The organism is Ochrobactrum sp. RH2CCR150, assembly GCA_014138095.1.
GTDB lineage: Bacteria > Pseudomonadota > Alphaproteobacteria > Rhizobiales > Rhizobiaceae > Brucella > Brucella gambitense.
This window is the reverse complement of record JACGXE010000010.1, coordinates 134934-160963: the sequence shown is the minus strand read 5'-3', so window position 1 is coordinate 160963 and position 26030 is coordinate 134934. Positions and strand designations below refer to the sequence as shown.

Sequence of the window (26030 nt, the reverse complement as noted above, 5' to 3'; positions counted from 1 at the left end):
CCCGGCGGCATACGAAGTATAGAATTGGCCGATCTACAACGGTTGATAGCGACTATTCTTAAATGAGTAATAGCTTGAATAATAATCTTGCCAATGCGGTTTATCACAATTAAGCTGGTAATTATTATCGAACATAGTTTTTCCTGGCCGAGTCGTCAGGTCTCTATGGTCGATACTGGGGCATTCCAAGATCAGTTTCTAGTTTTCAGACATCGGACTGCGACTCTGCACGCGTGACCGCGGCGTGCGGAGGTTGAGGGGCAGCAGCGGGACCGGGTGGGACCGTCATGAAAAACAGGAAGCGTGCGCGTGGGCATCAGTCGTCGGCGGGTTTGCCGGTGCAGTTTGCGGTTATGGCAGGTATCTACCTCGCGGTTGGTAGTTCCACAGTTTTTGCTGCTGACCCGCCGCCTGCACCGTCGAAGACATCGGTGCCTGGTCAAACGGTAACAAATCCACTGACTGGGGAGGAGACCACCGTCACTGCATTGGTCGTTGACCCCGCGGGGACGGCGACAGCTGGAACGACTGCATTTGTTCAGACCCAGGATGGCTATACGTTCCTGGTAAAATCCGCTGGCGAAGTTTTCTATAACGGCGACGCGCCGCCTGTCGCTTTTGCGGTCGCCTCTATTACCGGCGGTCAGGCTGTGGTCACCAGTGCCACTGCATCTGGGAGTGTAGAGATCCCACTTGGTCAGGAGACCACAGATTTTGAAGCCAATTTCAGTGGTTCTGACACTCAAGGAACGCTCACTCCGCCGGTCGATGTGAATGGACCCAATGGCGTAAAGCAAGTCAACTACGGCAAAAATGGCAGCAATGGTCGGGCCGGGGCGCTGTTCGTTCCGCCATCCTCAGGTGGGGATGGCGCGACCGGACCAACCAACGAGAAAACCTTAGCGACAAATGTCAACGCGACTTCCAATGTGGGTTGGGAAATCGGCAGCGTCGGCGGAAATGGCGGTAAAGGCGGTAATTCTTATGCCAGTTTCTGGAGCGGTCGCGATGGTGGTGATGGCGGCGCTGGCGGAACTGTTCTTGCGACGCAGGCTGCATCAAGCACGATTCAGACAAGCGGCGATAATCATTATGGCATATTTGCTTATAGCCGGAGCGGCGAAGCCGGAGACGGCGGCAGTGGTTATGCTGCACCTGGCGGCGGCACTGGCGGTCATTCCTCCAATGGCGGGCAGGTTACGGTCAACCAATACGGTGCGATATCCACCAACGGAACGAATGCCCACGGCATCTATGCTCTGAGCGTCAGCAATAATGGCGGTCAAGGTGGCGATCAGTGGGGGCTTGTCGGTACTGCGGGCGACGGTGGTTATGGCGGGAATGGCGGGCAGGTTGACGTCAAAACCTTCGCCGGTGCGACCATCCTGACAGAGAAAGACTTCTCAAACGGCATCTTTGCACAATCCATCGGTGGTACCGGGGGATCTGCAGGGGCGAGTAGCAACCTGTTGGTTTCGCTCATAGGCAGTGCCGACAATGGCGGTAGCGGCGGCGAGGTTAACGTCACGAATGGCGGCACCATTGAAACGCATGGTTTGGCTTCACGCGGGATCATGGCGCAGTCGATTGGCGGTGGCGGCGGTGCTGGTGGTACGGCGGCAGGTCTGGTTGCGTTGGCACTTGGGGGCGTGGGCTCCAACGGCGGATCCGGTGGTGAAGTCAGTGTGACGAATGCGGGAACCGGATCGATCTATACGAAAGGCGATCTCGCCGATGGCATTATGGCACAATCCATTGGCGGCTCCGGCGGTCAGGGGACAAACGCCTACGGTCTGGTGAGCATTGGCGGAAACGGTTCGAAGGGCGGTAGCGGGTCGGCCGTTTCTGTTAGCAATCTTGGTCGTATCGTTACCGAAGGTGACGGCGCTCGCGGGATTATCGCGCAGTCGATTGGCGGCGGTGGTGGTGATGGTGGTTCGACCGGAGGTATGGTCGCGGTTGGCGGCAGCGGCAGCGGCGGCGGGGACGGGGCAGCGGTTAGCGTGACCAATGACGGCGTCATCACGACCGGCGGCCAGGATGCAATGGGCATCCTAGCCCAATCGATTGGCGGCGGCGGCGGTAATGGCGGCTCGTCTGGTGCAGTAGGGGCCTTTGTTGGCGTTGCGGTCGGCGGCGCAGGCGGTACGGGTGGTGCTGGCGGTCAGGTCAATGTGACGCTTTCCGACACAGATGCCAGCCAGCCTTCCCGGATTGTAACGACCGGAGACCGGTCAACCGGCGTATTCGCGCAGTCCATTGGCGGCGGTGGCGGTAATGGCGGCGGCGCTGTCAGCGTGGCAGTCGGTGCTTTCGGTGCTGCTTCTGTTTCCGTGGGCGGATCGGGTGGTGTCGGTGGCGACGGCGGAACTGCTATATTGGCCGGTAGTGGTGATGCCGCTATCCAGACCGGTGGTGCGGATGCGGCAGGCATCATACTGCAATCCGTCGGCGGCGGCGGCGGTAATGGCGGTTACGCGGTTTCAGTCGCAGCGGCTGGGGGCCCGGTTTCGGGTTCTTTGGCTGTCGGCGTTGGCGGATCAGGCGCCGCAGGTGGTAAGGGCGGTGAAGTCCTTGTCGGCACCGTCGATGGAAGCGGCAATCTGGTCGCGCCGGGCTTCTCCGGTAGTGTTGTGACCACGGGCGAGCGCTCCGCCGGTATGATTTTTCAATCGGTTGGTGGTGGCGGCGGTAACGGTGGTCTCGCGGTGGCTGCAACGGGCGGCGGGTCTCTCCTCTTTTCCGGTAATCTGTCCGTAGGCATTGGTGGCTCAGCAGGCGCTGGCGGCAGTGGCGGATTGGTGCGTGTTTACACGGATTCCGATATTACGACACGCGGCAACAGCTCGTCTGCTCTGATTGCTCAATCGATTGGCGGCGGCGGCGGTAACGGCGGCGGTAGCATTGCAGCCGGTGTTGCGGGCAGCGCAGGCGTTGCGGCAAATATTAGTGTCGGCGTAGGTGGAAGTGGTGCGGGCGGCGGTACCGGTGGCGCGGTCGACCTTATCGCCGGTGGCGACCTGATCCGCACGACCGGTCAGTTTTCGACTGCGGTTGTTGCCCAGTCAATCGGCGGTGGTGGCGGTAACGGTGGTTATTCAATCGCAGCGGGGCTTGCGGGTGGTGGCGCCGGTGCCGGGACAGTCAGCGTTGGCGTTGGCGGTTCGGCTGATGGCGGTGGCAACGGCGGCGCGGTGAATGCTCAGGTGGATGCCGTTGTTACGACGGAGGCAGACGACTCCGGCGCAATTTTGATCCAGTCGATTGGCGGCGGCGGCGGCAATGGCGGGTTCTCTGTTGCAGCTGGTGGTGCTGGCGCGGGTGCCGGTGCAGGCGCGGTGTCCGTTGGACTTGGTGGTTCAGCTGGTGCTGGCGGTAAGGGCGGCGCGGTGACCGCCCATATCAATAACGATGTTGGAACTGAAGGCGAACGCGCCGCGGGCGTCGTGATGCAATCGATCGGCGGCGGTGGTGGTAATGGAGGTTTCTCCGTATCGGGAACCTTGTCTGGAGCGGGTGCTGGAAGCGGTTCGGTTTCGGTCGGACTTGGCGGTTCGGGCGGTAGCGGCGGCGACGGTTCCACGGTCACGGCAACGGTCGACGGAAACGTAACGACCGAAGGTAAAGACTCCACCGCCATTCTGGCGCAATCTGTCGGCGGCGGTGGCGGCAATGGCGGGTTTAATGTTTCCGGTGCTGTGAGCGGATCGGGTGTCGGCAGCGGTGCGGTCAGCGTCGGATTGGGCGGTAGTGGTGGCACGGGCGCTAAGGGCGATACAGTCACGCTTACCAGCAACGGCTATGTCTGGACGCAAGGGGATCGTTCGTCAGGCGTTGTCGCGCAGTCCATCGGCGGCGGCGGCGGTAACGGTGGTTTCGATGTCTCCGGATCGATTGCCGGTGCCGGAACTGGAACCGGAACGGTCAGCGTGGGCCTCGGTGGCCATGGTGCGGGTGGCGGCAACGGTGGCGCGGTCAACGCGACATCGAACGGAGAGATTCTGACGGAGGGCTTTGCGTCATCTGGCTTCGTTGCACAGTCAATTGGCGGCGGCGGTGGCAATGGTGGCTTCAATGTCAGTGCCGGGCTGTCCGTTGCAGGTGTTGGTGCAGGTTCGGTCGGCGTCGGACTTGGTGGTAGTGGTTCTGGCGGCGGTAATGGTTCAACGGTAACCGCCCACACGACGGCGAATATTGAAACGCGCGGCAATGCTTCAACAGGTGTCCTGGCGCAGTCGGTTGGCGGCGGTGGCGGTAATGGCGGTTTCAATATCACGCCAACGGTATCCGGTGCAGGTACGGGAGCAGGTGCGATCTCGGTCGGTCTAGGCGGTAGCGGCGCTGGCGGCGGTAACGGTGGCACGGTCAACCTGACGGTTGAAAATGATGTGCTGACTCATGGTGCCCAATCGTCGGCTGTTGTCGCACAATCGATTGGCGGCGGCGGTGGTAATGGCGGCTTCAATGTCTCGGCAGCCGGTACCGGTGCGGGAACCGGATCGGGTGCAGTCGGTGTCGGTCTCGGCGGTAGTGCGGGAGCAGGCGGCACAGGTGGTACAGTTGGCAGCAAGGTCACAGGCAATCTCACCACAATCGGCGACAACTCGACGGCCCTGCTCGTTCAGTCACTTGGTGGCGGCGGCGGTAATGGCGGCATGAATGTTTCGGCGACGGTTGCAGTCGCAGGAACCGGGGCCGGCGGTGCGTCTGTCGGCATCGGCGGTTCAGGTGGCGCTGGCGGCGCTTCGGGCAATGCCACATCGGTTCTCACCGGCGATGTTATTACGGAAGGTAACGGCTCTGGCGGCGTGGTCGTCCAGTCACTTGGCGGCGGCGGCGGCAACGGCGGTCTCAATGTATCGGGAACAGTGACAGCAGCCGGTACAGGCGCTGGCGGTGTTGCCGTTGGACTGGGTGGCAGTGGTGGCGATGGCGGCAACGCCGCCGCAGCAGACAGCACGATCAACGGCAATGTCCAAACGTCGGGCGATGATGCGAGCGGTGTGGTCGTCCAGTCCGCCGGTGGCGGTGGTGGCAATGGCGCAATCAATATCGCCGGTGTCGTCAGCCTTTCAGGCAATGGATCGGGTGCGGCCAGCATCGGCATTGGCGGCTCGGGCGGTGGTGGCGGCGATGCTGGGACCGCTGCTGGAAAAATGACCGGAAATGTCGTCACCCAGGGGGATCGTTCCGCTGGTGTAGTGGTGCAATCGCTTGGCGGCGGCGGCGGTAATGGCGGGATCAATGTTTCCGGTGCCGTTAGTCTGGCTGCGCAGAACAGCGGTGCTGTCGGCATTGGCATCGGAGGCTTTGGCGGTGACGGTGGTCACGCAGATACCGCGACCAATGATTTTACCGGTGATGTGGTCACGCTTGGCGTGGATTCGACCGGCGTGCTGGTTCAGTCTGTTGGTGGTGGCGGTGGCAATGGCGGTATCAACATTAGCGGTGCGGTCAGTATTGCGGGCAACGGTTCAGGTGTTGCAGCTGTCGGTATTGGCGGTTTCGGCGGTTCTGGCGGCTATGCTGGCGATGTCACCGGCAGCTATTCAGGCAATGTCTTCACGTTCGGCGACCGTTCGTCGGGTATCGTCGCACAAAGCCTTGGCGGCGGCGGCGGTAATGGTGGCATCAATATCTCCGGCGGTCTTTCGGTCGCGCCGCAATTTTCCGGATCTCTTGGATTGGGTATCGGCGGCTTTGGCGGCGATGGCGGTGTTGCAGGGTCCGTTGATCAGACGGTTATCGGCTACGTTCAAACACTGGGCGACGACTCTATCGGTATTCTCAGCCAAAGCCTCGGCGGCGGCGGTGGCAATGGCGGTCTCAATGTCAGTGGAGCCGTATCTTTGTCGCGTCAGACAAGTGCGGCTGTCGGGCTTGGTCTGGGTGGATTTGGTGGTGCGGGTGCTGATGCAGGGGCTCTGACGGCGTCGGATGTGACCGGCGGCGTCCTCACCATCGGCGACAGAAGCTCGGCCATTGTGACGCAAAGCCTTGGCGGCGGCGGCGGCAATGGGGGGATGAATGTCTCCGGCACGGTCAACCTCACGCAACAAAGTGGCGGCGCAGCATCACTCGGCTTGGGCGGTTTCGGCGGCGGTGGCGGCAATGCGGGCGACGTAACAAGTAAAGTCCGTGTAACGGCTGACCATGACAACATCACCACCATTGGTGATCAGAGCATAGGCGTGATGGCACAGTCGGTTGGCGGTGGTGGCGGTACGGGCGGCCTGAATGTTTCAGGCGCAGTCAGCGTCACGGGTCAATCGGGCGCGGCGGTATCGCTTGGTCTGGGCGGGTTTGGCGGCGCGGGTGGCAATGCCGGGTCTGTTGATCTCGATGTGATCGGAACAGTCAATACATTCGGCGACCGTTCTACCGGTCTGATGGCTCAAAGCCTTGGCGGCGGTGGCGGTGTCGGCGGTACCAATATTTCAGGTTCTTTGGCTTTGACTAAGCCATCCGGATCAAGCACGATCTTTTCCGTTTCCGCTGGTGTCGGCGGCTTTGGCGGCGGTGGCGGCGATGCAGGAGCTGTCAGCCTTTCCTATACAGGCGCGCTGACCGCGCTGCCACGCACCATCAACAGCGATGGCAGCGTCACGCTCAATGAAACGCAAGGCGCGGATGGTCTGGTTGCGCAATCCATCGGCGGCGGCGGCGGTGATGGCGGCCTGAATGTCAGCGGTGGCGTCGCAATCAGCAGCAAGCCCGGTGAAGGCCAATCCGATAACAGCAAGTCCTACGGCGTGCTGATCGGCGTTGGTGGCTTTGGCGGTGTCGGTGGCGATGCGGGTACGGTCGATGTTAATGTCGGGGATGGTAGCACCATCCTTGCCCATGGTACGGGACGTTCGGGCATCCTCGCACAGTCCATTGGCGGCGGTGGCGGCAATGGTGGCATGAATGTTTCTGGCGGGATCGTTTCGGATACATCGCTGATCGTCGGTGTTGGCGGTATGGGCGGCAATGCGGGCCGCGCGGACAATGTCACCGTTACTGCGCGCGCCGACATTCAGGTCACGACGGATCCCAGCGATTTCGGAAAACCGACCGACCAGAGCTTTGAAACAAAACTGCGCGATGTGTTGGGTAACTCGGTGGTCGACACCACAACAGGATTGGTCGATTCATTCGGTCTCAAGTCGCTCTTCGTCGACCTCGGATTGTTTAATAGCGATGACAAACTACCTGACACAGAAGGTTCGGCTGGTATTCTGGCGCAATCCATCGGCGGTGGCGGTGGCAATGGTGGGCTGAACGTCTCAGGCGGTATAGCCCTCAGCAAAGACGGCAAGATCCCATCAGTTACATTTGGTGTTGGCGGCTCGGGCGGTGCAGGCAACGTATCGGGCGATGTCAGCGTTGACCACGAAGGCACCATTGCGGTCGAGGGTAACTGGAAGCACGGCATTCTGGCGCAATCTATCGGTGGCGGCGGCGGTAATGGCGCGCTCAATGTCAGCGGACAGTTGAACTGGGGCAGTTCCAACAGTTCCGGCGGTGCAACCGATCTCAGTATCGTTGCAGGGCTTGGTGGCTATGGCGGTGTGGGTGCCGATGCTGGCAACGTCGATGTTGTTTCAAACGGTGACATCTCAACGAACGGCTATCACTCCCGCGGTATCCTTGCGCAGTCGGTCGGCGGTGGCGGCGGTACTGGTGGTATCAATGTAACAGCAGTCGCGACCAAGGACAGCACGCCGGTCGGTATCGGCATTGGTGGTACAGGCACCAGCGGCGGCAATGCAGGCAATGTCACTGTCACACGAGGAACTTCGCTTCAGTCGGCGGGACTGATCCTGACCGACGGCGTTGGTGCGCATGGTATCGAAGCAAGCAGTATTGGCGGTGGCGGTGGTGATGCCGGGATCAACGCAGTTCTCGGTATAAGCAAAACCACTGGCTCCGGTAGCGATAGCGGTTCTGCTGGCGACCGCAAGGAAACCGTCAATAACGGTGTGGATTCGTCAGCGGTTACCGGCATTACGGACACGCTTGATAAGGCCGAAACCTCGACCGGTGGGGGCGGCAGCGGGAGCAATAAAACTGTCAATTCCGCAATCATCGCGGTCGGTGGTTCTGCGGGCAATGCGGGCAATGGCGGTCAGGTGGATATCAGCCATTTTGGCGATATTGTTACCCTTCAGGACGGAAGCTACGGCGTCTTCGCACAATCGCTTGGCGGCGGCGGCGGTAACGCTGCATTTAATGCCGGGCTGGTCTTTGAAACGGGAGATGCTTCCAAGAACAAGGGTTTCGGCATGGCTATCGGCGGCGGTACGGGCGCTGGCGGCACAGGAGGTAATGTCACGGTTGATAATACCGGCATCGTTGATACGTTTGGTGATGACGCGCACGGCATTTTCGCGCAATCGGTTGGCGGCGGCGGCGGTAATGCCGGCTATAACGTGCTCTCCACAGGTGGCGAAGATGGCAATATCGGCATCACCATTGGCCGTGTTGGCGGTACTGGCGGTTCCGCTGGCGACGTCACGGTGAGAAGCGACAGTCTGATACGTACACAAGGCGACCGATCGCATGCTCTGTTTGCGCAGTCGATCGGCAACGGTGGCGGCAATTCCTCGGCAACATCAGTCTCCTTGACGACACCGAAAGATGGCGACAAGACCGGCAGCAGTTTCTCGGTCAGCGTTGGTCTGGAAGGCGGTCAAGGCGGCACTTCAGGCAATGTGTCGGTCGAAGCCGATGGCTTGTTGTATACGCTTGGCGACGACTCGCATGGCATCTTCGCGCAATCTGTTGGCGGCGGCGGCGGCAATGGCGGCGGTGCAACCGGCTCGGCCGGGAAGGCGACGTCCTATTCGTTGAATATTGGCGGCACGGGCGGAAGTGGTGGCACGTCAGGCGATGTCGATGTGGCGAGCACTGCGCGCATTGCAACTGAGGGCAGCGGCTCGATTGGTATTCTGGCCCAGTCCGTTGGTGGTGCCGGTGGTACAGGTGGCTATGCAAAAGCGGGTACATCTCCGCTTGGTATTATCAAGAACCTGGTTAAAGGCACCGAAATCGGCACAACGACTTCGATTAATATCGGCGGGTCTGGCGGCGATGGCATGTCTTCCGGAGATGTCACCGTCGCAAATGGCGGCGTTCTCACCACCCTTGGAGATGGCGCTCATGGCATCATGGCGCAATCTGTTGGCGGCGGCGGCGGCAAAGGCGGCTTGGTCGAGAATACGATTGTCAATCTTCGCTCGACCATTGCCAGCACGTCGACGCTTGCAATTGGCGGCACAGGGGGCACGGGTGCTGTTTCCGGCAATGTCAGCGTGACGAACACTAGCGATATCGGTACGCAGGGCAAGCAGGCGGCAGGCATTTTTGCCCAGGCTGTTGGCGGCGGCGGGGGTGACGCTCAGCATGTTCGCAACATCATTGCTGGTAGTGATGCCGATAACAGCACACGCAATGCGCTGTTGATCGGTGGGGCTGGTGGTACTGGCGGTGCCGGTGGCACTGTGGACGTTTTCAACGCCTTTGACGCTAGAATTATAACCGATGGCGACGAAGGCCACGGTATCTTCGCCCAATCAATTGGCGGCGGCGGCGGTAATGGCGGTGAGGTTCTTTCCGTTACGGTCACCAAACCTGCCAGCACGGCCAATACGGAGCAGGGCTTGCAGCTCGGTATCGGCGGGGCTGGTGGCACGGGCGGTACCGGCGGTGCGGTCAATGTCGTCAATGACGGCCTCATTGTTACCCGTGGCGACAAGGCGCATGGTATCCTGGCTCAGTCCATTGGCGGCGGCGGCGGCAATGGTGGTTACTCGATAACCGGTAGTCTGGCCCTGCAGAAGGGAACGGAAGCCAATCCGACCATGGCGCTGAATATCGGCGGTTCCGGTGGCAGCGGTAATGCGGCTGGCGATGTCACAGTTACCAACACTGGCGAAATCAGCGTATCGGGTGCACAGTCTTATGGCGTGCTGGCCCAATCCATTGGCGGTGGCGGCGGCAATGGCGGCATGGCGGTTGCATTGTCGTTGAATGATCTGGTCAATCAGGCGAGAGGCCAATCCTACTCCAAGATCGCTATTGGCGGCGCAGGCGGCGATGGCGCAGACGGTGGGAATGTCACGGTCAACCACAGTGGCACGATCCGTGTCAGCGGCGAGAACAGCTATGGCATTTTCGCGCAGTCGGTCGGTGGTGGCGGCGGCAATGCTGCGCTTTCAATCTCCACTCCGGCCGTCGTGGCGGCAGATTACGTCATCTCGACAGTGCTTGGCGCACGCCTTGGAACACAAGGCACCGCAGGCATAGTCACGGTCAACAGTACGGGCGACATCATTGTCACCGGTGCAGGCAGTCAGGCCATATTCAGCCAGTCGGTGAATGGCGGCGGCGGCAATGTGGATACATTCCTCGATTTCGCGGCAGCTTCGGAAGAAGGCGCGGGCGGCGCATCAGTTGCGTCCTTGAGCAGCTCGTTGTCGCTGGGCGGCAATGACGTGGATGGAAATGCAGGAGCATCGGTGAACCAGACGCACAACGGTGATATCGTCACTACGTCAGATCGTTCGGCGGGCATGTTGCTCCAGAGCATCGGCGGCGGCGGCGGTATGTCGACGACGACACTCGGCGCGCTCAGCAATGGTGATATCGCCCTGAGCGCGATGCTGGGCGCAATCAACACAGATGATGCTTCAGGCGGTGATCTGACTGCCAATCGTGTTGGAGATGTCACGACACTCGGCAATCTTTCCAGCGGCGGTCTCGCGCAATCTATCGGCGGCGGCGGTGGGCGCATGATCATTGCAGGTGCATCGGGTAGCGGAAGCTCCGGTCAGCGCAACGCAGTGGTTACGCTCGGCGCAGATCCTTCCTTCCGCAACAATGGCGGCGATATCACCCTAAACCTGAGCGGCACAGTCAGCACGCTAGGCGATAATGCCAGCGGTCAGATCGTTCAGTCCATCGGTGCAGGTGGCGGTGAAGTCTATCTGACCAGCCTCGATCAGGCCACGATTACTCTTGGCGCAAGCGATGGCTCAACCGGCGATGGTGGAGCCATCACCCTCCAGAATAGCGGCGATATCACGACAACAGGTGACCGCTCCCACGGCTTTGTTCTGCAAAGTATTGGCGGCGGCGGTGGTCTGGTTGGAACGGATCTGGCGCCATCGGCTGTCAATCTGCTGCTGTCGGATAGTAATGGCGGTAGTGGCGGTGCAATCGATTTCACCAATAACGGCAACGTCATGGTGATGGGTAAGGACTCGATCGGCGTATTGGCACAAAGCCTCGGTGGCGGTGGCGGCAGTGTCGACGGTTTGTTCCATGGTAGCGCTGGCGGCGCAGGCAGTGGCGGAAGCCTTGCGCTTGATCTGACAGGAAATATTCTGTCGCTTGGTGAACGCGGCATTGCCGTATTGGCGCAATCTGAAGGCAACGACGGCGCAGGCGATATCGATATTGCACTGAACGGCGTTATAGTCGGTGGCAGCGACGGACGTTCTGCCGACAGCATCGCCTCCAAAACAGCCGCCATCATGATAGATGGCGGGATGGCCAATACGCTGTCTCTTTATTCCGACAGTTTCCTGATGGCGCTCAATAATCGTATCATCAGTGGAGGAAGCGGTTCCGAACAAGTGACGCTGAATGGCCGCGCGGTTGGTAACATCGATCTCGGTGGCGGCACCAACAGCGTAACGGTTCAGCAAGGTGCAACCTTCTACGCCCAGGATGAAGTTAATCTTGGCGCGTCGGGTCAATTGACTATCGACGGCAATCTGTCTCTGGGCGGCGTCGCTTATTATGTGCCAAATACAGCCCTGAGCGCCCGTATGGCTGCTTCGGATCTGCAGGTGACCGAAAATGTCAGCCAGACGACCGCAGTCAACGGTTCTTTGACATTCGGCAGCACGGCGGCCTACACGGCAGATGTCTATTTCCGTCAGGATACAGCCGCTGGCGGCGCGAGTGATCTGATCAATGTCACCGGCAATGCCACCATTGCCGGCACAGTGAATCCGGTGCTCCATCAGTTGGACCGTTTACGTCCGCTGGTGCTCATCAATGCAGGCGGAACAACCGCCAATGCCGGTACGACGGTGCTTGGTACTGCCGTGATGAGCTATGAAATCGGGTTGAATGGACCGACTGGTGACGGTAGCACTATCGACCTGATCCCACATGCCGATTTCCATATGCCCGGCATGAACCGCAATCAGACCAATACCGCAGAACATATCGCACGGGTGCTGTCGGGACAGGGTTCAACCAGTATGGGACCGATGTTCGCACTGATTGCCAACATGCAGACCAGTGCCGAAGTCCTCAATGCGGTCGACAATCTTGGCTCGGAGGACTATGCCACGACGCAGGTTGACGCCTTGCAGTCCGGTTATCGCTTTGCGCGAACGATGGCTGATTGCGGCTACGACAATTTCGCAGCCCGTATGGGAGATGATCATAGTTGTTACTGGTTCACAGGCAGTGCCAGCACGTTGGATCGCAACTCCTCGTTTCAGTATAGAAGCTTCGATACGCAGACCGCCGGCCTATATGCCGGTGTTCGTATGCCTCTCAAGGAGGATCTCTATCTGGGCTTCGGAACGGGCTTTGAAGATTTCAGTCTGACGAGCGGCGACCGCTTTTCGGCAGACGGCCAGCGGGCAATGCTGGGTGTATCTCTGTCGAAGTATAAGGGTCCGTGGGAGCTTTACGGAATTCTCAATGGCGCGACAGCGCAATATGACAGCACACGTCTGATCGATATTTATGGCGCTTTGCCCGGTGGGGATCTCGTGATCGGGGGAACGGCGACCGCGAAACAACGGATTAGCCAGGCCAATTTCAGGCTAGGATCCGCCTATCACTATCGACCCGATGGTGGTGCCGTCTATCTGCGACCTGCGCTCGATTTCGATGCCAGCTATATCTATTCGGGCAGCGCTTCGGAAAACAACACCAATTACGGGTTGGAGCTGGACAGCACGGGTCAATGGGTGTTGGCGGCAACGCCATCGCTTGAAGTGGGCGTCGAGACACAGATCACCAGCACATTGTGGATGCAGGCTTATCTGCGTGGCGAGGTCAGCTTTGCCAATAAGAATGACGTCTTCATCAACGCAACCTTCGCTGGTGCGAGCAGTGCGGACGGTACATTCCGCAATTATAGCCAGACTGGCGACCTGACCGGGCGTGTGGACACTGGTCTGACATTCTACGATGCCAAGAACACCACACGTTTGACCTTTGGTTATCAAGGCCAATGGAGCGACGACACGGTTGGTCACACGGCCACTGTGAATCTGGGCCTGCGTTTCTAGAATATTCGTTAGAGAAGAGAGACCATGAACCGACTGACTGCAACGATGATCGCTATGACTGCAATGATGAGCTGCGGTTCTGCTGCTGCCTTGGCGCAGGTTCCGCCAGCTGCGGCGAGCGATACGCAACAAGCCGACCAAAACGCCGCTCCGGCGGCACCGCTCTGGCTGATGACATGCTCCAATCAGTTGCAGCCGGAACAGCTGCTATGTGAAGTTTCGCAGAGCATCGTGATGCGACAAGGCAATCAGAGCCAGCGTGTGGCGACAGCATCGTTTACCCGTGTTGCCGGCAAGCCTGAAACCGCAGCTGCATTCACTTTGCCCTATGGGGTAAGCCTGACCGATCCTGTCAAAATTCTGATCGATGAAAAGCAGGTGGGCTCGCTCACATGGCAAAGCTGCGATGCGGGTGGCTGCTATGCTGATGCGAAGGTCGATGCCCAATGGCTGAAAGCGCTGCGTGGCGGAAAGACCATGACAACGGCGCTCAAGTCACGAGATGGGCGAGATCTGGCATTTTCATTCCAGCTCAACGGCATTTCAAAAGCCGAAGCCATGTTGCCGTAGGTGCGGTTTAGCCATAACCCGGTTTTCAGTGGTTGCCAGCATGTCATGATCCGCATTTTCTGACGTTACAACACCAGTCAGTCGCAATAAGCCAATCTACGTTACGCGGTAGGTTGGCTTATTGTTTATCTGCGAACTTAAATAAAAGGGATTGCTGTTAAGTTTTAAATGTAGTTATATTCAAATAATCCATAGCAAAGTGGAGGGTCACAGATGTATGCAATTGCTCCTGCATCGAAAGCCGTAATCCTTCTGGCAGCGTTATCTACGCTTTTTTTCTCCATTGACGCAAACGCGCGTCCTATGCACAGAAGCGTCGTTGTTGGTACGGAATTGAACAACGGTCGATCTTTAACCTGTAGAGAAGCCTCCCGGCGTCTTGCAATGCGCGGTTTGACGAATGTTCGTGAAATCGACTGCCGCAGACCACACTATGTCATCCGCGGCACGCGCAATCAGCAGGCATTACGAGTTGAGGTTAGAGCGCGTGATGGGCGCGTCGTGCGCGTTGATCGGTGGCATCGGCCCGGCCGTAGATAAGTCCCTACACGGTCTGTTCTAAAAATCGAAGTAAGTTCAATACTCTGCAACTCTAGGTCGACTGGATGAAGTGCCAAAGCAGCATATGTTTTGGTGACATGCAGATATTTTCTATTCTGACTAACCTGGAATTAATTCTGACGCTCACTGCCTTGGAGGGAGGATGTCATGAACAGATACATGTTCAGCGTGTTGGTTGTTACCGCTGTCGGTTTTGCCGCGAGTGCTTGTACGTCTTCGGAGCAGAGAACCGCTGGATATGGCGTCGGCGGTGCTGCAATCGGTGGTCTCGCTGGTGCCGCGATTGGCGGCAATACGCGCAGTGCGCTTACCGGTGCTGCGATTGGCGCTGCAGCAGGAACGCTGGTCGGGGTCGCGCAGACCCGAAATGGCGTTCAGTACTGCCGTTATCGGGATCAACATGGCCGCATATTTGAAGCGCCTTGTCGATAAGGGCCTTCGTAAAGTACATCTCTCGACGAGGGTTTGGAGAGGAGGGGAGAATGTTTCGATCCATTGCCGCCATTCTCGCATTGTTTGCATTAACCGTCGCGGGTACGGTGGCCGAACCCGTTCAGGCGTTCAGCCAGAACCAGGCCGCCCTGGTTGGTACAAGGCTGAATAGCGGTCACAGAATTCGCTGTTCCGAAGGGACCAGAATCCTGAGAACACGCGGTTTCCGAAATGTTCGTGCAATTGACTGTAGAGGCAGTCACTTTCTCTATCGTGGGGATCGTTTCAGGCGCACCTACGATGTGACGGTTCGTGCACGCGATGGACGCATAACCAATGTTCGCACTGTAAGGTGGCGCCGCTGACGGGCGCCATATTCTTCTTAGTCTCTCGTTCAGTAGAGGGTGCGCTTAGATCATGATCGTGGCTGAAAGGGCTTATGCATGGAAGTTCACGATTTACCACATCTGGAGCGCAAGACGATTGAGCAGAAGAAATGGAAGGGTTTTCTTGGCATCGGCGTCTTATTGTTAGCGGGTGGTGCCCTCTCTCTGTTTCTGCCGGTTTTCTCAGAGTTTGCAGCAAGTACCATCTTCGGTGTGGTTCTCATGGCAATCGGCATTGTCAAGATTGTCCAGTCGCTCAAAGTTAAAAGCTGGGCTGGTTTTGTCTGGCAAGAGCTGGCAGGTGTGGTGGAACTGGTCGGTGGAATTATGATCTATCTCAATCCACTCAAAGGTGTACTCGCGATAACTTTGCTGATTGCGATTGTCGTTTTCGTACATGGATTTCTTCAGATCGCATTAGCGATCAAGATTCATCCAACCAAAGGCTGGTACTGGTTTGCAGTTTCCGGGCTTATCGCCTGGATGGCCAGTGCAGCTCTCTTTTTGAAATGGCCGTTGACACGCGAACTCGCATCCGGGTCGATCGCGGGAATTGCCTTGCTGATAGCCGGTTTGGCCTATGTGGGAATAGCCTTTAGCACACGAAATGCATGAATGATCGGTCAATGTCTGGCCGCAGGAGGACGCACAGTTGATGAAGACCCTCGGTTTTGTCTCCTTGAACTTTGCCCTTTCCGGGGTGCTTTCACTCATGTTCATGCATCCGGTTCTGGCCCAGCAATCGCCAGCTGCACAGCCTGCACCATCAGTGGTTGTCAGGAAGGTTGGCTCCGCGCCTTCCACCGCACCACTTCAATTCAACGGGCAGGTCGAAGCGATAGAAGCCGTTGATATTCAGGCCCGGATCACCGGATTTCTCAAAGGTAAGAGCTTCGAACAGGGCAGCGCCGTAAAAGCGGGCGATCTCCTTTTCGAAATTGAGCCGGATCAGATGCAGGCGGCAGCAGCGTCCGCTGAAGCGCAGGTTGCGCGCGCGCAAGCGTCCCAGAATGCCGCCAGACAGACCCTGACGCGAACGCGAACACTGGCCAATCGCAATACCGCTTCTCAGGCGTCTCTGGATGATGCTCAGGCCGCGTTCGATATTGCGTCGGCGGATGTTCAAAGCGCCGAGGCTGCGCTCAATACGGCCAAGCTCAATCTTTCCTACACACAGATCCGTTCCCCGATCAACGGCACCATTGGCAGATCGCTTTTTACCGTTGGCAATCTCGTTGGCCCTGGTGCCGGACCGCTGGCGCGCATTGTCCAGCTCGATCCTGTTCGGGTTGTCTTCTCCATTACAGACCGGACGCTCATCGCTATTCGCCAAAAAGAGGCGCGCGGTGGGACAGTCGATCTGAATAGTTTCCAGCCCACACTCACGCTCGCCAATGGCAAGCGCTATGAGCCTGCCGGAACCATCCAGTTCATCGATAACGAGGTCAATGCGCAGACGGGCACAATTGCGGTGCGCGCCCTGTTTGCAAACCCGGACCACATTCTGCTCCCAGGCCAGACTGTTGCCGTCAGTCTGATGGATGAAGCGGCCAAGATATTGCCGATTGTTCCCATGGCCTCCGTTCTGCAGGACCGCGAAGGCAAGTTCGTCTTTGTTCTGAACGATAATAACACGGTCACCCGGCGTCAGATTGTGACCGGCGTTCGTATTGGCAATGACTGGTCCGTTAAAGAGGGGATCAATGAGGGTGAGACGATAGTCGTCGAAGGCTTGCAAAGAATTGCGGACGGACAGTCGGTTTCGCCACAGGAAGCGTCGCCGGAAGAACCGGGGGCCGCTCAATGATTTCTGAAACTTTCATACGGCGAACGCGTCTCGCAATCGTTATCTCCCTTCTCATTTCCATTGCTGGTGCAATTGCCGTCTTCTCTTTGCCTATCCAGCAATATCCGCAGATTACGCCACCAACAGTCACTGTGTCGGCAACATATCCGGGCGCCAGTGCGGAAGTCATTGCCGACGTGGTCGGTGGTCCGCTAGAAACAGCCATCAATGGCGTGGATGATATGATGTATATGTCATCCACGAGCTCCAATGCCGGACAGTACTCGCTGTCCGTCACATTTGAAGTGGGCACTGACCCGGAGCTTGCGCAGATCAATGTGCAAAATCGTGCGCAACTGGCAATTTCTCGATTGCCTGCTGCCGTCGCACAGCAGGGCGTTTCTGTCCGATCACGCTCGCCCGATTTTGTGCTGGGCATAGCTTTTTACTCTCCTGACGATAGCCTGAGCGCGCTGGAGATCACCAACTTTACCACGACGACGATTGTCGATGCGATTTCGCGTGTGGCCGGTGTCGGTGAGGCGAGCGTTACCGGCGCGTCTGAATATTCGATGCGTGTCTGGCTCAATCCGCAGAGAATGGATGCTCTTGGAATAACCGTTGATGAGGTTTCAGCCGCCATCCAGCGGCAGAATATTCAGGCTACACTGGGGCAGTCAGGTGCGCCTCCCATGGAGGTGGGAACGGAGCTTCAGTATACGCTGGTCGCGCAGGGGCGACTGCGTGATGCGGACGAATTTGGAGCTATCGTCATCCGCACCGGAGCCGATGGCGCGAAGGTATTTCTTCGGGATATAGCACGTCTCGAACTTGGTGCACGCAATTATGCCTCACGAGCTAGTTTTGCCGGTCATGAATCTGCGATGTTGCAGATCAACCAATCGCCCGGCGCCAATGCGATACAGACCGCGACAGCCGTTCAGGCTGAACTCAAGCGGTTGTCTTCGCGGTTTCCTGCAGGGCTGCAATATCACGTTGTTTATGATGCAACGCGGTTTGTCGATGCCAGCCTGCAATTGACCACGCGGACATTGTTTGAAGCATTCGTCATCGTGCTGGCGGTAACATTCATCTTCCTGCAGGACTGGCGGGCGACGCTGATTTCCGCCCTTGCCATACCGGTCTCCATGCTTGGTGCGGTCGCTGTCCTGCTGGCGGTTGGCTATTCGCTGAATATGATATCGTTGCTGGCTCTCGTTCTCGCCATTGGCCTCGTTGTTGATGACGCCATTCTTGTCGTCGAAAACGTCAAGCATGTGCTGGATGATACACCTGATATCACCGTCGTTGAAGCAACGCGCAAGGCGATGCATCAGATCACTGGGCCGATCATCTCAACAACGCTGGTGCTTCTCGCTGTCGTCACACCAACAGCGTTTCTGGCGGGCATTGGGGGGCAGCTTTATCGCCAGTTCGCGGTCACGATCTCGTCGGCTCTCGTCATATCCTCATTCGTTGGTTTAACGCTCAGCCCGGCTTTGGCGACGCTGCTGCTCAGGCGGAGACAGAGCGGCTTTCGACGAGGTCCTCTGGCCTGGTTTTCAAGTTTCATGGAACGCACCCGCAATGCCTATGGCAGGTGTGTCGGTGTTCTCGTCAAATATTGGTATGTTCCACTTGCGGCCATTGCGGCTTGCTTTGCCGGTGCGTATCTCATTTTTGTCAATCTACCCGCCACGTTTCTTCCTGATGAAGATCAGGGAGCGTTGTTCGTTGATATCCAGTTGCCAAGTGCAGCTTCACTCGACCGCACCAATCGCATCGTTGAGAATGTCAGAAAGGTTCTCACCGAGACGCCCGGGGTTCAGGACGTTATAACGGTCGCGGGCTTCAGTATTTTGCAAGCGACCAGCACACCAAACGGGGCCATGGCGGTCGCAGCACTCCTGCCGTGGGAGGACCGCGAGAAGGAAGAACTGCGGCTGAATAACATTATCGGCTCTCTGCGTTCGCAATTCGCTCAAATCCCCGGTGCAATTGTATCAGTATTTGCGCCGCCAGCGATTGCTGGTATCGGATCTGTCGGCGGGCTCGACTTCCGTTTGCAAGCCTTGCAAGGGCAGTCGACTGAGGAAATTGCGCAGGTGACAAACGCGCTTTTGGGCTATTTCAATCAGAGCAAGGAAATCGGCGGCGCAGCCACGACATTCAACGCGAATGTGCCGCAAATTTATGTCGATGTGGACCGCTCCCGCGCCGAAGCGCTCGGGCTCAGTGTCTCGGATATTTACTCCGTCATCGGTGCTAATTTTGGTTCGCGCTATGTCAACGACTTTACCCTTAACGGGCGTGTCTTTCAGGTCAACCTGCAAGCGGATTCCGATTTTCGCGCCCATAGCGAAGACATTTTGAAACTCCATGTGAGAAACCGCAACGGAACAATGGTCCCGTTGCGCAGTGTGGTGTCCTTGACCACTGTTCTCGCGCCCTTTGTGATCACGCGCTACAACCTCTCTGTTTCCGCGCAGGTCAATGCGGTTCCGGCTGCCGGCGCAAGTAGCGGTCAGGCCATGGCAGCGATGGAGACGGTAGCATCGCAAAAACTTCCTGATGGTTACGGTTATGAATGGTCGGGCCTGTCTTTCCAGGAAAGCAGAAGCAGCGGTCAGGAAGGACTGGTCTTTGCCCTTGCATTCCTCTTCGCCTATCTCTTCCTGGTTGCGCAATATGAAAGCTGGGCCTTGCCAGCGGTGGTCATCGTTTCTTTGGGTGCGGCTTTGCTCGGTGCGGTGGCTGCCCTGAAGGCCTTCGGACTTCAAAATAGTCTCTATGTTCAAATCGCGATGGTGTTGCTGATCGGCCTTGCCGCAAAAAATGCAATTTTGATTGTGGAGTTCGCTAAGGAACAGCGAGAAGCGGGATTAACTGCAGCTGAAGCGGCGAGGGCCGGAGCCGAGCAACGTTTCCGAGCCGTGATGATGACAGCCGTGTCGTTCATTCTGGGTATTTTGCCCTTGATCCTGTCCTCGGGGGCTGGTGCTGGCGCGCGTCGGGCGGTCGGTGTGACGATCTTTGGCGGTATGGTAGCGGCAACGACGATCGGCTTGTTGCTGACGCCCGGTTTGTATTTCATTGTACAGCGGATAACCGAGCGTTTGGCAAAACGCCGTGATCAATGATCTGCTCAGTGTGAGCCATATACCTTGGTATATCTCAAGTACCATAATGCACCTTGGACAAGGCATGCATTATGGTAGCTCATGACAGAGGCATCTGTTATTGAAATGCCGTCGGAGCGAATGAATTCAGCTCCTTAACACAGGAAACCACAATGCCCAGCGACAGTAGTCGAAAGCTGTCGCCACTGGGGTTGTTCGGAGAGAGCTGACTTCATGCTCTTGCCCGGACGCTTGCAGTGGCGCGTCATGAGGTAAGAGATGAATATTGCAGCAGCAATCGCCAATTTTGGCGCGCGCTTTGGCGCGCATATGCGTACCGCCAACTACGCCACCGCTTCCAGTGGGCAAACCACGTATCGTCATCATTACGAAGCTGAAGCCAGCGGCGACAAAGCCGTTGGAACTGCTTCCCGGCTGATGACCATCTGGTACGTGAACCCGGAGAACGGACGCGTGGAATGCCGGTGGACCAAGGATTCCGACGAAATCGCCCAGTACCGGTCTTTGCCGGTGCTGGAGCGTTTCGGCCTGCTCCTTGCAGCTGGTCAGCAGAACCGGACATCAACCTGGGCGCATTGATGAGCAATCTTGCTCTATCAGGTGCGATTGACGACGAGGAAATCAACCATGGACGATGACCCTAGTAGGTCCGCTCGGATTCAGCCTTTGGCGCGATCCGGGCGGGCGTCTCAGGATTTCAACAGACACATAAACCGGGCGTCGCTTCGACGGTGCGGCATGGCTCTGCACATCCTTTAGCAGGATGGGCATGTCTGTGCTCGTGCCGGTTATCGCGGCATGAGGATAAAGACATGAATGCCATCGTAAAACAGCCTGTGGCAACGACTACACGTAAGGACGACAGGAAGCTGTCGATGCGTGCGGTGCGTGAAGCACAAAACAGCGTCGACACGACGCTTGCCAATTTCAAAACAAACCTCAACGGACTGACTGAGGCCGAAGCCAGGGAGCGCCTCGTCAAAGACGGCCCCAACCATGTGGCGCATGAAAAGCGCCCGCATGCCTTAGTGCAGTTCCTGCTCGCCTTCAAGAACCCGTTCATTGCGGTGCTGGTTGCGCTGGCAGCTATATCATCCGTCACAGATATAATCTTGCCGCTGCGCAATGGCGAGGAGCCGGAATATACCGGGGTGACGATCATTCTCACGATGGTGTTGCTAAGTGCCTTGTTGCGTTTCTGGCAAGAGTTTCGCTCCGGAAATGCTGCGGAAGCACTTAAGGCAATGGTGCGCACCACGGCAACGGTGTTGCGTCGCCAGGAGCGTGGGGCGGGTCAAAGCTCGCAATCAAAGCTGGCTGAAGTTCCAATGGCGGACCTCGTCGCTGGCGATATCGTCAAGCTTTCTGCTGGTGACATGATTCCGGCCGACGTGCGCCTCCTTGAATCGCGTGATCTCTTCGTCAGTCAGGCTGCTTTGACGGGCGAGGCTTTACCGGTTGAAAAATACGATACGCTTGGTGCCATCGCGGAAAAATCCGCAAATGCGACAGCAATGTCGGGCGATCAGGTGGACATGCTTGACCTGCCGTCGGTCTGCTTCATGGGCACAAATGTCGTCAGTGGTACGGCGACTGCCGTGGTGGTCGCCACGGGTGCGCGGACATATTTTGGCTCACTCGCCAAAGCGATTGTAGGCTCGCGTGCCGAAACAGCCTTTGATCGCGGCGTCAACAGCGTGAGCTGGTTGCTGATCCGCTTCATGCTGGTGATGGTGCCTGTGGTCCTGCTGATCAACGGGTTCACCAAGGGAGACTGGCCGGACGCATTCATGTTTGCGCTTGCGGTGGCGGTAGGTCTGACGCCCGAAATGCTGCCGATGATCGTTTCGTCAAATCTTGCCAAGGGCGCTGTTGCCATGGCGCGCCGCAAAGTGGTGGTGAAGCGTCTCAATGCTATCCAGAATTTCGGTGCAATGGATGTGCTTTGCACGGATAAGACCGGTACACTGACACAGGACAAGATCATTCTTGAACATCACCTTGACGTTCATGGTCAGGTTGATCCCAGCGTGTTGCGTCTGGCCTGGCTCAACAGCTTCCATCAAAGTGGCGTGAAAAACCTTATGGATCAGGCAGTTATTCGCTTTTCCGAAGATTTGTCTTCACTGACTGCGCCCGCCCGGATTTACAACAAGGTGGATGAACTGCCCTTCGATTTCGTGCGACGTCGCTTGTCGGTCGTGGTTGAGGGGCTTGGTGGCGAACATTTGTTGGTCTGCAAGGGTGCAGTCGAAGAAATGCTGGCAATCTCAACCGCAATTCGCGACGGCGACGAAATCAAGCCGTTGGACGATGCACGCCGGAATGCGCTTGTCGAACTGGCACGTGATTACAATCGCGATGGCTTCCGTGTGCTTGTGGTTGCCACGCGCGAGATCGCCCCAGACATGACACAGACGCGCTATGGTATCTCCGACGAGAAGGAGCTGGTCGTACAGGGCTTCCTGACCTTCCTTGATCCGCCAAAGGAAACCGCTCGTCCTGCGATTGCCGCCCTGGCCGATCATGGTGTTGCCGTCAAAGTCCTCACTGGTGACAATGAAGTTGTCACGACCAAGATCTGCCGCGAGGTTGGGCTTGCGCCCGGCACGCCAATTCTTGGACGCGAAATCGAGAAGATGAGCGATGAGACCCTGCGCGTCATTGTTGAGCAGACAACGGTTTTTGCAAAGCTAACACCTTTGCAAAAGTCCCGGGTACTCAAGGCATTGCAGGCAAATGGCCACACGGTTGGTTTTCTTGGCGATGGCATCAACGATGCACCGGCGTTGCGGGATGCGGATGTGGGCATTTCGGTCGATAGCGGTACCGATATTGCGAAGGAATCCGCCGATATCATTCTCCTCGAAAAGAGCCTGATGGTGCTGGAGGAGGGTGTTATCAAAGGGCGCGAAACCTTCGGCAATATCATCAAGTATCTCAACATGACTGCCAGCTCGAATTTCGGCAACGTGTTCTCGGTTCTGGTGGCAAGCGCCTTCATTCCGTTCCTGCCGATGCTGGCGATCCATCTGCTGATCCAGAACCTGATGTACGATATTTCCCAACTCTCGCTTCCATGGGATCGGATGGATAAGGAGTTTCTCGCGAAGCCCCGTAAATGGGACGCCAGAAATATTGGCCGCTTCATGCTCTGGATTGGCCCGACGTCATCGATCTTCGACATCACGACCTTTGCCCTGATGTGGTATGTCTTTGCCGCCAACACGCCAGAAATGCAGTCGCTGTTCCAGTCTGGCTGGTTCATTGAAGGTCTGCTGTCGCAGACACTCGTCGTGCATATGCTGCGCACACAAAAGATACCGTTCATCCAGAGCACGGCGGCTTTGCCGGTGATGCTGATGACGGGACTGATCATGGCTCTTGGGATCTACATTCCATTCTCTCCGCTTGGGGCAATGGTCGGCTTGCAGCCGCTACCATGGGCGTACTTCCCGTGGCTTGTCGCGACGCTGTTTGCTTACTGCGTCGTCGCCCAGACCATGAAGACCTTCTACATTCGCCGTTTTGGCCAATGGTTCTGATGTGACGCTGTCGGTGCCTCGCAGCGCCACATCGAAGGAAGTGACCAGCAGTTCTGCTGCTGGTCACTTTTTTATCCCTGTTTGAAACGGCTGTTTAGAGAAACAAACATGACCGCTGAACACCTATATGCATTTACCCCGCCATCGAACGGCACGCCCGGTCATCCTAAAAGCGGACCTAAAGGGCCCAAGCATGTTCGTCAAAACGCCCCATTGCGTCCACGCCAGAAAGGCTTTTGGACGCGGATCAGAAATCTGGGGCAGCGGCTTTGTTGCTGGATACTGGCTACTGCTGCTATCGGTTTGGCGCAGGCAACTTACAGTCTATCCCGTGCTGGCTTGCTCAATCAGCGGCAGACATGCTGGCTGCTGCGCCGGTCGACTCGTATTCACGCGAAATCCGTTCGGTTACTTGTCGGTGGATCATGGTAGATCAAGCGCAAGGATTGGAGCTATAAGGTTGCAAGAGCCGATGAGCGGCAGACCAGAAGGGAGACATAGGATGCGAATGAAAGGCTTTCGCCGCATGTCTCCTCGGAACGTTGCAACATCTCTGGGGCTGGCACTTATCAGTGCGGCTATTTTCGTGTTCGATACGGTCACCGACTACGCGATTGCGGCGGCTGTGTTCTATACCGCGGTCGTGCTGGTTTCGGCCAGAATGTTCACCCACCGTACCGTCATTGGCGTTGCGGCAGGTTGCATTGCCTTGACCGTCGTGAGCTTCGGGTTGACGCGCTCAGGCGCGTATAATGTTGGTTTCATCAACACATTGATCAGCATTCTCGCTATCGCATGCACCGCCTATCTGGGCCTGAAGTTGGTCGATGCTGAAGCCGAAGCGCATGAGACGCGCGAGCGTTTGCTGCGTCTTGCGCGCCTGACCACCCTTGGCCAATTGACCGGTTCTATCACCCATGAAGTCAGTCAGCCTCTGGTGGCAATTGAGACGAGTGCCGGGGCAGGGCGTCGCTGGCTCTTGCAGGATCCACCAAACACCGCGCGCGCCCTATCGGCATTCGAACGAATATCTGCGGATTCTCATCGCGCAAGTGAGATACTTGATCGTGTTCGTCGGCTGTCTAAGGGCGAAAAGCCGAAGGTGGGCAGTTTCGACTTCAATATGGCGATCCGCGAAATGGTTGATCTCGCATCCGCCGAACTTTATCGCAACGACGTCCATTTTGAATTCGACTTGGCCACGGAACTCCCACCCGCTTGGGCAGACCGGGTTCAGATACAGCAGGTCTTTGGCAACCTGATCCTCAATGGCGCGGAAGCTATGTCACAAATCGAGAATGGGGAGCGCCATCTCTTGATCACGTCCTCATTGGGTGAAAACGCCAGTTTGCGATTTGCAATAGCTGATACTGGGCCGGGATTGACCAATATTGCCAGAGAACGACTTTTCGATGCGTTCTGGACGACGAAGGAAGGCGGCTTTGGACTGGGCTTGACGATCAGCCGCACGATTGTCGAAGCGAATGGCGGTCGTATCTGGATAGATGCCCAAGGCGCTTTGGGAGCTGGATCAAATGGGGTGACTTTTGTTTTAGAAGTGCCAGCAGTCAGGGCGGGTGAGCATGACAGCAACACATGAAAGAGCTTCAGTCGTCTATATTATTGACGATGACCTCTCTGTCCGGCAGGCTCTGGAAGATCTGTTTGCCTCCATCAACATGAAGGCGATCAGCTTTGCATCTGTGCGTGCTTTTCTCGACTTTGAACGTCAACCCGGTCCCTGTTGTCTCATACTGGATGTGCGGATGCCGGAGCAGACAGGCACGGATTTCTTCGCCCAGATGGCTGGGCTCGGTATTGTTATCCCGGTTATTTTCATCACAGGGCACGGCGATATTGCCATGGGGGTGAGGGCTATCAAGAATGGTGCGGTCGATTTTCTGCCGAAGCCATTCCGGGATCACGACCTGTTGGATGCGGTGTACCGGGCGATTGACGCCGAGAAGAAGCGCTTGCAGGATGACAAGGCCCGTTCGGATATCCATGACCGTTGGCTAAGTCTGACTGCCGGTGAACGCGATGTGTTCGCGCTCGTTGTGGAAGGTCTCTTGAACAAGCAGATCGCGGCGAAACTCGATGTGAAGGAAATCACGGTGAAGGTGCGCCGTGCGCATGTGATGCAGAAGATGCAGGCGGGGTCGCTGGCTGATCTGGTGCGGATGTCGGCAGTGATCGGGACCTGACGGTGTCTGTCGATGATAATCAATCTGCGTTCGCCGCACACTTAAAAGCACTCTGTTTGTTACTGTAACGAACTTCATTCTCAGCGTGTTTTCGATACCATT

Annotated in this window: 10 protein-coding genes; all 10 read left to right on the top strand. The window is 57.3% G+C overall.

Features of this window, described 5'->3' with window-relative positions:
* The first annotated feature begins 287 nt into the window (after nucleotides 1-287).
* Nucleotides 288-13304 (top strand): autotransporter outer membrane beta-barrel domain-containing protein, encoded by a 13017-nt coding sequence (locus FHW03_RS19055; protein ID WP_182522065.1) that lies wholly within the window; start codon nucleotides 288-290, stop codon nucleotides 13302-13304.
* 24 nt (nucleotides 13305-13328) lie between these two features.
* Nucleotides 13329-13874, top strand: a complete 546-nt coding sequence (locus tag FHW03_RS19050) for an invasion associated locus B family protein (RefSeq protein WP_182522045.1) — start codon at nucleotides 13329-13331, stop codon at nucleotides 13872-13874.
* A gap of 708 nt (nucleotides 13875-14582) precedes the next feature.
* The gene (locus FHW03_RS19045) at nucleotides 14583-14867 is read left to right on the top strand and encodes a glycine zipper 2TM domain-containing protein (RefSeq protein WP_182522044.1); all 285 of its coding nucleotides are present in this window, start codon (nucleotides 14583-14585) and stop codon (nucleotides 14865-14867) included.
* A 443-nt stretch (nucleotides 14868-15310) separates the two neighbouring features.
* Nucleotides 15311-15868, top strand: coding sequence for an HdeD family acid-resistance protein (locus FHW03_RS19040; RefSeq protein WP_182522043.1), 558 nt, complete (start codon nucleotides 15311-15313; stop codon nucleotides 15866-15868).
* Nucleotides 15869-15908: 40 nt separating this feature from the next.
* Nucleotides 15909-17060 carry an efflux RND transporter periplasmic adaptor subunit gene (locus tag FHW03_RS19035; protein ID WP_280993843.1) on the top strand — a complete coding sequence of 384 codons (1152 nt, stop codon included), beginning with the start codon at nucleotides 15909-15911 and terminating at the stop codon, nucleotides 17058-17060.
* The gene (locus FHW03_RS19030) at nucleotides 17057-20179 is read left to right on the top strand and encodes an efflux RND transporter permease subunit (protein ID WP_182522041.1); all 3123 of its coding nucleotides are present in this window, start codon (nucleotides 17057-17059) and stop codon (nucleotides 20177-20179) included. The genes FHW03_RS19035 and FHW03_RS19030 overlap by 4 nt, the downstream gene beginning before the upstream one ends.
* Nucleotides 20180-20437: 258 nt before the next feature.
* A complete protein-coding gene (locus tag FHW03_RS19025) occupies nucleotides 20438-20758 on the top strand; it encodes a hypothetical protein (RefSeq protein WP_182522040.1) in 321 nt (106 codons plus the stop codon).
* A 233-nt stretch (nucleotides 20759-20991) separates the two neighbouring features.
* The gene (gene mgtA, locus FHW03_RS19020; protein WP_182522039.1) at nucleotides 20992-23724 is read left to right on the top strand and encodes a magnesium-translocating P-type ATPase; all 2733 of its coding nucleotides are present in this window, start codon (nucleotides 20992-20994) and stop codon (nucleotides 23722-23724) included.
* Nucleotides 23725-24250: 526 nt separating this feature from the next.
* Nucleotides 24251-25324, top strand: coding sequence for a sensor histidine kinase (locus tag FHW03_RS19015; RefSeq protein WP_377515203.1), 1074 nt, complete (start codon nucleotides 24251-24253; stop codon nucleotides 25322-25324).
* Complete coding sequence (locus FHW03_RS19010) at nucleotides 25308-25928, top strand: response regulator (RefSeq protein WP_182522037.1); 621 nt, start codon at nucleotides 25308-25310, stop codon at nucleotides 25926-25928. Before FHW03_RS19015 ends, FHW03_RS19010 begins: the two co-directional genes overlap by 17 nt.
* Nucleotides 25929-26030: the final 102 nt, after the last annotated feature.

Coding starts and splice junctions, on each gene's coding strand:
- FHW03_RS19010 (WP_182522037.1), top strand. CDS start 25,308: ATGACAGCAACACATGAAAGAGCTTCAGTCGTCTATATTATTGACGAT.
- FHW03_RS19055 (WP_182522065.1), top strand. CDS start 288: ATGAAAAACAGGAAGCGTGCGCGTGGGCATCAGTCGTCGGCGGGTTTG.
- FHW03_RS19045 (WP_182522044.1), top strand. CDS start 14,583: ATGAACAGATACATGTTCAGCGTGTTGGTTGTTACCGCTGTCGGTTTT.
- FHW03_RS19050 (WP_182522045.1), top strand. CDS start 13,329: ATGAACCGACTGACTGCAACGATGATCGCTATGACTGCAATGATGAGC.
- mgtA (WP_182522039.1), top strand. CDS start 20,992: ATGAATGCCATCGTAAAACAGCCTGTGGCAACGACTACACGTAAGGAC.
- FHW03_RS19040 (WP_182522043.1), top strand. CDS start 15,311: ATGGAAGTTCACGATTTACCACATCTGGAGCGCAAGACGATTGAGCAG.
- FHW03_RS19035 (WP_280993843.1), top strand. CDS start 15,909: ATGAAGACCCTCGGTTTTGTCTCCTTGAACTTTGCCCTTTCCGGGGTG.
- FHW03_RS19015 (WP_377515203.1), top strand. CDS start 24,251: ATGTCTCCTCGGAACGTTGCAACATCTCTGGGGCTGGCACTTATCAGT.
- FHW03_RS19030 (WP_182522041.1), top strand. CDS start 17,057: ATGATTTCTGAAACTTTCATACGGCGAACGCGTCTCGCAATCGTTATC.
- FHW03_RS19025 (WP_182522040.1), top strand. CDS start 20,438: ATGAATATTGCAGCAGCAATCGCCAATTTTGGCGCGCGCTTTGGCGCG.